Genomic DNA, 12,170 nt, shown 5'->3' with positions numbered 1-12,170 from the left:
GGCGTGACCACCCGGCGAGGGGCAGTCACTCATGTGTGGACACGTGATTGTCTTACCAGAAAATAAATGTTTCTGGCATCACTATCTGTTCAAACGAATACGCTATTGGATTCTCAAACCACAAACACACACCCATCACCACACGATCAAAGAGACCACATGTTCACTGGGGGTATCAGTTTTTGTACATTTTGTCTTGCGACTCGCCGTACCAGCGGATTACTACTCTACAGCTTGGCGGTGTCGTTCGCAACTTGAAGTTCATCTTCTCGTTACCCGGACCAGACCTTCTCGAGGTAGCTGCTGCCGTTCCTTTCGGGCTGGCAACTCGGTATACATTACACACATCCGCCGGGCTGTGCAACACGTAGCCGAACGCCCCGCTCTCAACCGATCCCTCAGGTCGACTACTCTGCCTCGGACTATCGCTTCTTGCCTGGTCAGAGGCTCAATCTGCGGTTGTGTCGTCAGCCGACCGGCTGGATCAATTCAGGTCCGTCGTTGCGTACATTTCCCACACTTCTGCCAACCTTGTGTCGTGTCACACTCGCAGGGTCGACCTGACTCAACGTCGACTCAAGGAGTAGGGGAACATCATTGCTCGGCACCGCCGGGTCGATCCACTCGCTGATGTGTCCGCGACTGAGGAAGACAGGCATCCGATGGTGGACGTCCTGAAGATGGCCGGCCGACTCCATCGTCAGAATCGTCGTCGATACGAGCCAGGACTGATCGGGCTGCTTCCAGAACTCGAACAGGCCTGCCATGAAGAGAGGATCAGGCCCAGCGGCCGACATCATCCACGGCTGCTTTCCGTCCTCGGTCGTCTCCCACTCGTAATAGCCAGGGATCGGCAGGGCGCACCGGCGCCGCGTGATCGCCTGACGGAACATCGGCTTCTCAAGCACAGTCTCGGATCGCGCGTTGAATGCTTTGAACCCGATCTTGGTGTCCTTCGCCCAGCCGGGGACCAGGCCCCACGAAGCAGTCTCCAGACGACGGGTGAGCTGAGCCTCGTCATCGAGGCGTTCGACGACGATGGGCACGAACGAGCCGGGCGGCACGTTGTATCGGGGTGCGTAGTCATACGACACGACGTCGAGGCGGAGCTCATCGGCGAGGTCAGCCGGATCGAGTGACATATTGAGTCGACCACACATGCACTTATCTTCTCACTTCACTACACTGTCGACAATGGCGGCCGAAAAGACGACAGCGAGCAGACTCGATCCGATCGAAGAGTCCCGGAAACAATGGCTCGCGCACGGTTGGAACAGTGCGGCAGAGGGCATGACGACAGTCATCTCTGTCATGCGAGTCCATCAGCTCTTCCTCGCCAAGGTCGATGCAGCGCTCAAGCCGTTCTCGCTCACCTTCTCTCGCTACGAAGTCCTCACCCTTCTTTCCTTTACGAAGTCCGGCACCTTGCCGATGTCGAAGATCTCCGCCCGCTTGCAGGTGCACGCGACGTCGACGACGAATTCGGTCGACCGCCTCGAGAAGGCAGGCCTGGTGCAGAGGCGCAGCCATCCTGACGACCGGAGGACGACTCTCGTCGAACTCACTGATGCCGGCCGGGATCTCTCAGCGCGCGCGACGACCGCGCTCAACGAAGAGGTGTTCACCTCCCCTGCACTGGCCGGCACTGATCTGAGCAACCTGCTCCCCCACCTTGAATCACTGCGATCCGAGCTCGAAGACCACGCCTGACGAGCTGTCCCCGACGCCAGACTCGGCGCGGTCCACGTCCCCACCTCCCCGCTTCCACTCCCGTACTCCCCACCTCCCCGCTTCCACTCCCGTACTCCCCCTCTCCCCCTCATGCGATGCTCCGGAGCAGGCGAACGACAAATTAGTTGGACGTCCTAGTATTTTCTCCGTATCGTGGTTCACGTCATACATGTACGCCCAATTCCATTCCCGGAGGAACAATGTCCCGCAGCACAGCGGCTGCCCTGCCGTTCGGTCTCACCGAAGAACAACAGACCATCTCCGGCATGGTGCGCGAATTCGCCGATTCCGAGATCGCTCCGCATGCCCTCGAATGGGATGCCAACCACCACTTCCCAGTCGATGTGATCAAGCGGTCGGCCGATCTGGGCATGGGCGGAATCTATGTCAGCGAAGAATCCGGCGGCACCGGCATGGGACGCATGGACGCAGCCCTCATCTTCGAGGCGATGTCGACTGCGTGCCCCTCAGTCGCCGCCTACATCTCCATCCACAACATGGTCGCGTGGATGATCGACAAGTACGGCAATGCGGATCAGAAGGAGAAGTACCTCGCTCCCCTGACATCGATGGATCACCTCGGCAGCTATTGCCTCACCGAGCCCAACGCCGGCTCTGATGCCGCCGCACTGCGCACCTCGGCGCGGGAAGATGGGGACGCCTACGTACTCAACGGCGTCAAGCAGTTCATCTCCGGAGCCGGCACCTCCGAGACCTATCTCGTGATGGCGCGGACGGGCCAGGACGGGTCGCGCGGAATCTCCGCATTCATCCTCGAGAAGGGAATGGAGGGACTGTCCTTCGGCCCCAACGAGCAGAAGATGGGATGGCGTGCACAGCCGACCCGCCAGGTCATCATGGAGAATGTCCGCGTCCCCAAGGAGAATCTCCTCGGCGAACCCGGACAGGGATTCAAGATCGCCATGTCCGGCCTCGACGGGGGACGGCTCAACATCGGTGCCTGCTCCCTGGGCGGCGGTCAGTCTGCTCTTGAGAAGGCCATCGACTACATGGGTGAGCGCCAGGCTTTCGGCACCGAACTCTCCGGTTTCCAGGCCCTGCGCTTCGACGTCGCGGAGATGCAGACGAAGCTCGAAGCTGCTCGTTCTCTCCTGTGGCGAGCCGCAGGCGCCTATGATGCCGGTGATCCGAACACCTCTCTTCTGTCAGCAATGGCGAAGCTGACCGCCACCGATGCCGGGTTCGAAGTGGCCAATCGGGCACTCCAGTTGCACGGCGGCTACGGCTATCTGACAGAGTATGGAATTGAGAAGCTGGTTCGTGACCTGCGCGTCCACCAGATTCTGGAAGGCACCAACGAAATCATGCGCGTGATCATCTCGCGCAAGAGCACAGGAGTGGGCTGATATGACAGCAGAGACCTCTGCACCACCGACGGAAACGTCGGTCATCACCTCGACGGCCAATGGAGTCGGGCGGATCGAACTCAACAGACCAAAGCTGATCAACGCATTGGGACTCGACATGGTCGGCGCCATCGACGACGCCCTCACGAGTTGGCGCGATGACGATTCGATCAACGCAGTGCTGGTCACCGGCCGCGGTGAGCGCGGACTGTGCGCCGGAGGCGACATCAAGGCCGTCTACAACGACATCGTCGCCGGCAGCGATGAGAACACGCGGTTCTGGAATCGCGAGTACAAGATGAACCACGCGATCTCCGAATACCCGAAGCCCTACGTCGTCATCATGAACGGCATCACGATGGGCGGCGGCGTCGGCATCTCGGGGCACGCCTCGCACCGCATCGTCACCGACTCCACGAAGGTCGGCATGCCCGAGACCGGCATCGGCCTCTTCCCCGACGTCGGCGGAACGCACCTGCTGGCCCACGCCCCCGGCGAGCTCGGCACGCATCTGGCACTGACCGGCCTGCCCGTCGGCCCCGGAGGCGCACTTGCCATGGGACTGGCCGACTACTTCGTCCCCGACGCCGACGTCCCTCAGCTGATCGCCGACATCGAGACCGGCGAAGACATCGAGACCGTCATCGACCGCTATCGTGCCGAAGCCCCGGCCAACGAACTCGCCGAGGCCGAAGCCTGGATCAACGAGTGCTACCAGGGCGATCATGTCGAAGACATCGTCGCAGCGCTCTCCGCACATGCGAATCCCGACGCGAATGCCGCCGCGCAGCTCATCGGCACCAAGGCACCCACCTCGGTGAAGGTGACATTGGCAGCCGTTCGCAACGCGGCGACCATGACCCTCGCCGAGGTGCTCGAACAGGACTACCGCACCGCCGTTGCGATGACGGAGCGTCCCGACCTCAAGGAAGGCATCCGCGCCCAGGTCATCGACAAGGACCGCAATCCTCAGTGGTCGCCGGCCAGCTTCGACGAGGTCAGCGACGAAACCGTCCAGGCCATCCTCACCACAGCCAAGACAGACAAGGTGTTCTCATGAGCGAATTCGAAACCATCATCACGTCGGTCGATTCCGGCGTCGCCACCATCACGATCAACCGCCCGAAGGCCCTGAACGCGCTGAACATGCAGGTGCTCACGGACGTCACCGATGCGGCCACCGCCTTCGACGCCGACGATGAGATCAAAGCGATCATCATCACCGGCAGCGGCAAGGCCTTCGCCGCCGGCGCTGACATCAAAGAGATGTCCTCGCTCGACTTCGCCACCGCGTTCAAGGCCGACTGGTTCGCTGGCTGGACTCGCCTCACGGACGTCCGGAAGCCTGTCATCACCGCGGTCAACGGCTTCGCTCTCGGCGGCGGCTGCGAACTCGCGATGATGGGCGACATTCTCATCGCCTCGACGAAGGCGAAGTTCGGTCAGCCCGAGATCAACCTCGGCGTTCTGCCCGGAATGGGCGGTTCTCAGCGGTTGACCCGCGCGATCGGCAAGGCCAAGTCGATGGACCTGTGCCTGACCGGACGCATGATGAACGCCGAGGAAGCCGAGCGCTCCGGGCTCGTCGCACGCGTCGTCGAACCCGACGATCTGCTCCCGACAGCCAACGAGATCGCCCAGACGATCGCGTCCAAGTCCCGCATCGCCTCGGCGATGGTCAAGGAAGCCGTCAACACGGCCTTCGAAACGACCCTCGAACAGGGCCTGAAGTACGAACGCCGTCTCTTCCACTCGAGCCTTGCCACGAACGACCAGTCCGAGGGCATGGCCGCCTTCGTCGAGAAGCGGGACGCGAACTTCACGGATTCCTGATCCAGCTTCCCGCATTCCAGCGGCGCATGCTCCGACTGATGGCGCAGACGAGACGAACTCGTCTGCGCCATCAGCGTCTGCGGTGCCCATGGCTCCTCGAATCGTCGACGAGCGCCGATGATCGACATGTGAGCCACGACAACTTTTAACAATCGTTCGGTTAGAGTGGGACCAATCACCTATACAAGGAGGCACCGTGAACTCTTTCGCCAATCTTCGCCAGCAGCTGCGACTTCCAGTCGTCGGCTCCCCCATGTTCATCGCATCGGGGCCCGAACTGGTCAAAGCCCAGTGCCAGGCTGGCATCGTCGGCTCGTTCCCCACGCTCAACGCCCGGCCGGCGTCGATGCTCACCGATTGGCTGGACGAGATCACCGAGTCCAATGCCGCGTTCACCGCTGCGAACCCTGACCGTCCGGCAGCGCCGTTCGCCGTCAACTTCATCGTCCACCGCTCGAACAACCGTCTGGAGGAGGACCTCGCCGAGGTGGTCCGCCACCAGGTGCCCATCGTGATCACTTCGCTGGGAGCTCGGGAAGAGGTTAACGAAGCCGTTCATTCCTACGGCGGCGTCGTCCTCCACGACGTCATCAACAACAGGTTCGCTCACAAGGCGATCGAGAAGGGCGCTGACGGTGTCATCGCCGTCGCCGCCGGCGCCGGCGGGCACGCTGGAGCGCTCTCTCCATTCGCTCTCGTCCAGGAGATCCGAACCTGGTTCGACGGCCCGCTGCTGCTCTCGGGAGCGATCGCGCACGGTCGCTCGATCCTCGCAGCCCTGGCCGCTGGAGCCGACTACGCCTATGTCGGTTCGGCATTCCTGTCCACGACAGAGGCCAATGTCGTCGAGGACTACAAGCAGATGATCGTGTCCTCTGCGGCCGACGACATCGTCTACTCGAACTACTTCACCGGAGTCAAGGGCAACTACCTGCGCGGCTCGATCACTGCCTCGGGACTTGATCCCGAGAACCTGCCGGAATCGGACCCGACGAAGATGGACTTCGGCAATCGAGACAAGCCGGATTCGAAGGCATGGAAGGACATCTGGGGCTCGGGCCAAGGCATCGGCGTCCTCGGTGCCACGACCACCACGGCTGAACTCGTCGACAACCTCGCCGCTCAGTTCGAGCAGGCGAAGAAGGAACTCTCGACCCGCATGGGCTGAGACCGCACTTCTTTCGCGACTCCGAGCACGAAATGACCCCTGGACTCAGCTCGTCCAGGGGTCATTTCGATCTGTACGGGGATTCACTGGCGCTGCAACGAAGCCGTGCTGGATCACGGGGTCAGATAGTGGAGACTCCGGAATCAGATGGTGGAGATGATGCCGCGTTCGGTCAGGCGCGATGAGAGTCCCGCGCCGTCTGGAGCGTAGATCCACGGCACACCCTGGCCGCGGCCATGGCGCTTCGAGCGACCACCGGCCCACACGGCCTCGCCGACAGTGAGCTGGCGGATGGCGACAGCCGCGACGTTCTCGGGATGGTTGTCGACGAACTCTCCGTAGATCTCCTCGTCGTTCTGCCCATCATCGCCGATGAGCAGCCACTTCATCCACGGGAACTCTCGTGACATCCTCTCGAGCGCATTGCGCTTGTGCTCCTTGCCGGAGCGGAAGACTCGGGTCGTCGTCGGACCCCAGTCGGTGAGCAGCAGGGGCCCCATCGGATAGAGATTGCGCGAGAGGAACCGTTTGATCGTCAGCGCCGAATTCCATGCCCCTGTCGAGAGATAGACCATCGGGGTGTTGGGCCGCAGATAGGTGATCCGGTCGTAGAGCACGGCCATCCCCGCCACCGGTGAACGCGCGTGCTCGCTGAGGACGAAGGTGTTCCATGCGGCCAGAAACGGCCGTGGCAGCGAAGTGACCATCACCGTGTCATCGATGTCGGAGACGATGCCGAACGTCGAATCCTCACCGATGATCCGCACGGCGGCCGAGTCGACGAGCGAACCATCGGTCCACAGCTCGATCTCCGTCTCCCCCGGGTGGAAGTCTCCGGGAATGACAATGTCGATGATGCCGCCTCGGTCGGAGGTGACCATGTGCTCCTCATCGTTGACCCGGACCCATGCCGTGTCATTGGGCAGCGGCACATTGAGGAATGAGCGCCACCCGCGGATGCTCGCATGCAGGTCTGCGGCAGGCTGTCCGTTCGGAGTCAGGACCATCCGTCCCAGTACGCGCACCCAGCCGGTGCCGCCGTACGTGTCATAGGCGATGACAGTGCGCTGATAGCTGTGATCGGTTGCTCGGTTCTGAACCCAGCCGTTGAAGCGGTCCTCCACCCTCGCCGCAGTGTGCAGCATGTCGGGGGTGAGGTTCAGCGGGCCCTCATCAGGTTTCTTCTTCGCCACGGTTCGTCCTCCACACTCGTCACACGTCGGGTCTCGTAGATCGGGTCTCGCGTATCGGACGCAGCCGAATCGATGGAACGGTCAGATGAAGCCGACCTTGTCGTACACCTCTCGCAGGGTCACCTCGGCGACCGCGTTGGCCTTGGCCGCACCCTCGTCGAGGATGCGCTGGAGCTGGGCCCGGTCCTGTAGGAGCTCATTGGTCCGCTCCCGCACCGGGGTCAGCGCCTCGACGGCGACTTCAGCGAGATCGACCTTGAGATGACCGTACATCTTCCCTTCGTACTCGGCGACGATGTCGTCGACGGGACGAGACGTCAGGGAGGAGTAGATGGTGAGCAGGTTCGACACTCCCGGCTTTGCCTCTGGGTCGAAGGCGATCTCCTTACCGTCGTCGGTGACTGCGGATTTGATCTTCTTCGTCAGCGCCTTCGGTTCGTCGAGAAGGTCGATGCGACCCAGCGGACTCGGCAGCGACTTCGACATCTTCGACGCGGGGTTCTGCAGGTCATAGATCTTCGCGGTCGACTTCAGGATCTGCGCCTCGGGGACGGTGAAGGTTCGGCCGAAGCGGTAGTTGAAGCGTTCAGCGAGATTCCTCGTCAGCTCCAGGTGCTGGCGCTGATCTTCGCCGACGGGAACCAGCTGCGGGTTGTAGAGGAGGATGTCGGCAGCCATCAGTGCAGGGTAGGTGAGCAGGCCCAGCGACACATGCTCCTGCTTGGCCGACTTGTCCTTGAACTGAGTCATCCGGCTCGCCTCACCCATCGAGGTCGTGCATTCGAGGATCCACGACAGCTGAGGATGGGCCGGGACCTGGGACTGGACGAAGATCGTCGACTTCTCCGGGTCGAGGCCCGCGGCGATGAATTGCGCGGCGGTGCGCAGAGTCCGTTCGCGCAGGTCCGCCGGGTCCTGTTCGACGGTGATCGCGTGCATGTTCGCGATGAAGTAGAACGGGTCGTGCGACTCCTGGTGTGCGACGAACTGCTGCAGAGCTCCGATGTAGTTGCCCAGGTGGAGGGAGTCCGATGTGGCCTGGATGCCGGAAACTGTGCGTGGAAGTGAAGAAGTCGTCATAGTCCTATGATGCCACTTCACATAGACGAAACCGCCGACCGCCCGCCCTGATGGACAGCGGCCGGGACAAGGCAGTTTGATTCTGTGACCCCCGCCACCCCCGTGTCACCCGCAACAGGTATAGTGACCAATCAGAGCACATGATCTGCTGAGACTTCTCACAAGGAACGGACAGGCGTTGCCGGCAGTGGTGGCCGATGGCCCCGTGAACGGTCACCGGCCGCTCGCCCTTCGCAGAATCCGGCATTCATGGACCAAGCAGAACACAGGCACAGAAAAGAGCCTGTGCGCACATCGAACTCAATGAGGAGGACATCTTGTCGGTTGAATACGTGAAGACCGAGGAGGGATTGCCGCCGGTCGCTGTGGTGGAGAAGCCACGCTGGACTCCGGCGAAGATCGTTCTGTGGGTGGCCATCGCGGCAGTCGCAGCTGCCGGATGGGCGATGGTGGCGTTCGTACGCGGAGAGGAGATGTCGGCGAGCTGGTTCGTCGCCGCTGCCGTCGGCAGCTACCTCATCGCCTTCCGCTTCTACGCCAAATTCATCGAATGGAAGATCTGCCGTCCGGACCCGAAGCGGGCCACTCCGGCAGAGCTGAATGACAATGGCCGTGACTTCGCGCCGACTGACCGTCGTGTCCTCTTCGGACATCACTTCGCCGCCATCTCAGGTGCGGGCCCGCTGGTCGGACCGATTCTGGCTGCCCAGATGGGCTACCTGCCCGGAACCCTCTGGATCGTCCTCGGCGTCATCGTCGCCGGCGGTGTCCAGGACTACATGGTGCTGTTCTTCTCGATGCGCCGCAATGGCCGCTCATTGGGTCAGATGACCCGTGACGAGCTGGGCCGCACCGGCGGAATCATCGCCTCCATCGGCATCATCCTCATCATGGTCATCCTCATCGCCGTCCTCGGCGTCGTGATCATCAACGCCTTGGCCGAAAGCCCCTGGGGCGTGTTCTCGATCGCGATGACCATCCCCATCGCTGTGTTCATGGGCATCTACATGCGTTACCTGCGCCCCGGCAAGGTCGTTGAAGTCTCCGTCATCGGCATCGTGCTCCTGGTTCTGGCCATCGTCGCCGGCGGCTGGGTCCACACCTCTCCGGTGTGGTCCGAGTTCTTCCACCTCGACAAGATCACCCTGGCCTGGTGCCTGATGATCTACGGCTTCCTCGCCGCGGTTCTGCCGGTCTGGGTGCTGCTGGCACCACGCGACTATCTGTCGACGTTCATGAAGCTCGGCACGATCATCCTGCTGGCCGTCGGCATCCTCGTCGTCAACCCGACCGTGCAGATGCCTGCTGTGACCGAGTTCGCGTTCAACACTGCCGGCCCGGCCTTCGCGGGAGCGCTGTTCCCGTTCCTGTTCATTACGATCGCCTGTGGGGCGCTGTCGGGATTCCACGCACTCATCTCTTCGGGAACGACTCCGAAGCTGATCGAGAAGGAATCCCAGGCGCGCCTCATCGGCTACGGCGGGATGCTCATGGAGTCGTTCGTCGCGATCATGGCGCTTGTCGCCGCGATCTGCCTCGACAAGGGGCTCTACTTCGCGATGAACGCCGCAGAGCCGCTGACCGGCGGCACCGTGCAGGGGGCGTCGGACTTCATCAACAACACCTTGGGCATGTCCGGAGTCCAGACGAGCCCGGAAGTGCTCGAACAGGCAGCCAGGGACGTCGGTGAGGAGAGCATCGTCTCCCGCACCGGTGGCGCTCCGACGCTGGCGATGGGCATGGCGCACATCCTCCACAACGTCTTCGGCGGACCCGCGTGGATGTCGTTCTGGTACCACTTCGCCGTCATGTTCGAGGCGCTCTTCATTCTCACCACGATCGATGCCGGCACCCGCGTCGCCCGCTTCATGCTCAGCGATGCGCTTGGCAACTTCTCCAAGAAGTTCCGTGACCCATCGTGGACACCTGGTGCGTGGCTGACGACCGCGATCATGGTCGCAGCCTGGGGGTCGATCCTGCTCATGGGCGTGACCGATCCACTGGGCGGCATCAACACCTTGTTCCCGCTCTTCGGCATCTCCAACCAGCTGTTGGCGGCGATCGCCCTGGCGGTGATCTTCGCGATCGTGTGCAAGATGGGTCTGGCCCGCTGGGCCTGGATCCCGGGCATTCCGCTCGTCTGGGACCTCGTGGTCACGATGACGGCGTCCTGGCAGAAGATCTTCTCCTCGGATCCGAAGCTCGGATACTGGGCACAGCACTTCGCCTACAAGGACGCAGTGGCCTCTGGAGAGACCTCACTGGGAAATACCGAGGGTCTGGCGGCGATGAACGCCGTCGTCCGCAACACCTTCGTCCAGGGAACCCTGTCGATCATCTTCGCACTGCTCGTGGCAATGGTCGTCGTCATGGCCGCGTGGAAGTCCATCGAAGCCGTCAAGAAGGGGTCCCTGCCCACCTCGGAGGAGCCGTTCACCGAGACGAAGATGTTCGCTCCTGCGGGCCTCATCGCCCGCAGGTCCGAGCGTGAGGTCCAGGCTCAGTGGGACGAGCACCACGGACCGAGACGACAATGACCACCTCGGCAAAGGAAAGAAGCACAGTGATCGATGCGTCCGCGAACCCGCTTGAACGCCTCATCCGGGATCCTTGGGGGTCCCTGCGCCGAGGCGGAGCCGGGCTCCTCTGGTACCTCAAAGAGATCATGGGTGAGAACGCCTACATCCACTATCTGGAGTCCTTCGAGCGCCGTCACGGCACTCGCGAAGGCGCCATGGGTGAGAAGCAGTTCTGGCGCGACCTCGTCGATGAGCAGGACCGCAACCCAAAGGCGCGCTGCTGCTGACAGCACCGCCAGGTGCTCATCGTAGGATCGAGGCCCGGGGCCGAGTGGACAGACAGCCACTCGGCCCCGGGCCTTAATCATGGCCAGAGCAGGACTCAGAATAAGAGTCAGGATCAGAGTAGTCTTCACACTGATTTCTCCGACGGATGCCCATGCTCGATAATGAACTTGTGCGCAAATGGCTCTACCTCGCGAGCGCGGTCAGCGCGGAGGTGACAGGAACTCTGGCCCTCAAAGGGGCACTGGACTCGCCAGCCCTCTACTTAGTCGCCGTCCTCGGCTACGGGGCGGCTTTCATCTTCCTCAGTCTCACTCTCCGTGCTGGAATGCCGCTGGGCATCGCCTACGGAATCTGGGGTGCCACGGGTGTGGCGCTGACTGCCGTTCTCGCACTTGTCTTCTTCGCCGAACCACTCACCCCTGTCATGCTGGTCGGCCTCGCCTGCATCATGGCAGGAGTCATCCTCGTCGAGCTCGGCAACCGCGAGAATGTCATGGATGAGACATCGAACGGGGAGTCTGAATGATCCTCGGCTGGTTCTTGCTGGCGATCGCGATCGTGCTCGAGGTCGCCGCCACGATCTCACTGCGCATGGCCTCGCTGGGCGGTTCGAAATGGTGGTACGCGGCGGTGGCAACCGGATACCTCGTGTCGTTCAGTCTGCTCAGCCTGACTCTGCGGACCGGCTTCCCATTGGGCGCCGCCTACGGGATCTGGGCCGCAACCGGGGTCGCGCTGACCGCTCTGGCTGGTCGGGTGCTGTTCCGGGAGCGGCTGACGCGCATGATGGTCGCCGGAATCGGTCTCATCATCGTCGGTGTCCTGCTCGTCGAGGTCGGCTCCCACTCCTGACGAGCGCGCATGCAGCACACGGGCGCAGGCACAGGCACGGGCGGGGGCAGCCCAGGCGCGCGCAAGCGGGCAATCTGCGCGGGTGCGTGGCAATTCTTCGCCTCATTGAGCTGAGCAACCCTCCGGGGCGTGAGCAACC

General features: G+C 62.3%; 12 protein-coding genes. 9 read left to right on the top strand and 3 right to left on the bottom strand.

What is annotated here, in order from left to right:
- Positions 1-467: 467 nt before the first annotated feature.
- Positions 468-1,160, bottom strand: coding sequence for an SOS response-associated peptidase (locus MPN20_RS16420; RefSeq protein WP_278189997.1), 693 nt, complete (start codon positions 1,158-1,160; stop codon positions 468-470).
- Positions 1,161-1,194: 34 nt separating this feature from the next.
- Between MPN20_RS16420 and MPN20_RS16415 the strand changes: the two genes are divergently transcribed.
- From MPN20_RS16415 to MPN20_RS16395, 5 genes are all read left to right on the top strand, one after another.
- A complete protein-coding gene (locus MPN20_RS16415) occupies positions 1,195-1,710 on the top strand; it encodes a MarR family transcriptional regulator (RefSeq protein WP_242783875.1) in 516 nt (171 codons plus the stop codon).
- A gap of 221 nt (positions 1,711-1,931) precedes the next feature.
- The gene (locus MPN20_RS16410) at positions 1,932-3,098 is read left to right on the top strand and encodes an acyl-CoA dehydrogenase family protein (protein ID WP_242783874.1); all 1,167 of its coding nucleotides are present in this window, start codon (positions 1,932-1,934) and stop codon (positions 3,096-3,098) included.
- Between the two features lies 1 nt (position 3,099).
- Entirely contained in the window at positions 3,100-4,158 is a 1,059-nt protein-coding gene (locus MPN20_RS16405; protein ID WP_242783872.1) for an enoyl-CoA hydratase/isomerase family protein, read from the top strand.
- Entirely contained in the window at positions 4,155-4,931 is a 777-nt protein-coding gene (locus tag MPN20_RS16400; RefSeq protein ID WP_242783870.1) for an enoyl-CoA hydratase, read from the top strand. Before MPN20_RS16405 ends, MPN20_RS16400 begins: the two co-directional genes overlap by 4 nt.
- Positions 4,932-5,127: 196 nt before the next feature.
- Entirely contained in the window at positions 5,128-6,099 is a 972-nt protein-coding gene (locus tag MPN20_RS16395) for a nitronate monooxygenase family protein (RefSeq protein ID WP_242783868.1), read from the top strand.
- A gap of 143 nt (positions 6,100-6,242) precedes the next feature.
- On the opposite strand, the gene MPN20_RS16390 is transcribed toward MPN20_RS16395, so the two are convergent.
- Together MPN20_RS16390 and trpS are read right to left on the bottom strand one after the other, a co-directional pair.
- On the bottom strand, positions 6,243-7,292 hold the full coding sequence (locus MPN20_RS16390) for a phosphatase domain-containing protein (protein WP_242783867.1): 1,050 nt from the start codon (positions 7,290-7,292) through the stop codon (positions 6,243-6,245).
- An 81-nt stretch (positions 7,293-7,373) separates the two neighbouring features.
- On the bottom strand, positions 7,374-8,372 hold the full coding sequence (gene trpS / locus MPN20_RS16385; RefSeq protein WP_242783866.1) for a tryptophan--tRNA ligase: 999 nt from the start codon (positions 8,370-8,372) through the stop codon (positions 7,374-7,376).
- 317 nt (positions 8,373-8,689) lie between these two features.
- Here trpS and MPN20_RS16380 point away from each other — a divergent pair, with 317 nt between their 5' ends.
- The 4 genes from MPN20_RS16380 (at position 8,690) to MPN20_RS16365 (ending at position 12,031) form a co-directional block, all read left to right on the top strand.
- On the top strand, positions 8,690-10,909 hold the full coding sequence (locus MPN20_RS16380) for a carbon starvation CstA family protein (protein ID WP_242783865.1): 2,220 nt from the start codon (positions 8,690-8,692) through the stop codon (positions 10,907-10,909).
- Positions 10,910-10,935: 26 nt separating this feature from the next.
- Positions 10,936-11,178 (top strand): YbdD/YjiX family protein, encoded by a 243-nt coding sequence (locus tag MPN20_RS16375; protein WP_347566844.1) that lies wholly within the window; start codon positions 10,936-10,938, stop codon positions 11,176-11,178.
- A 170-nt stretch (positions 11,179-11,348) separates the two neighbouring features.
- Positions 11,349-11,705, top strand: a complete 357-nt coding sequence (locus tag MPN20_RS16370; RefSeq protein ID WP_242783879.1) for a multidrug efflux SMR transporter — start codon at positions 11,349-11,351, stop codon at positions 11,703-11,705.
- Positions 11,702-12,031, top strand: a complete 330-nt coding sequence (locus tag MPN20_RS16365; protein WP_242783864.1) for an SMR family transporter — start codon at positions 11,702-11,704, stop codon at positions 12,029-12,031. Before MPN20_RS16370 ends, MPN20_RS16365 begins: the two co-directional genes overlap by 4 nt.
- Positions 12,032-12,170: the final 139 nt, after the last annotated feature.

This window comes from Brevibacterium sp. ZH18, from assembly GCF_022748595.1.
Lineage (GTDB): Bacteria > Actinomycetota > Actinomycetes > Actinomycetales > Brevibacteriaceae > Brevibacterium.
Note: the sequence above shows the minus strand (reverse complement) of the source record. Positions and strands in the feature narration are given on the sequence as shown.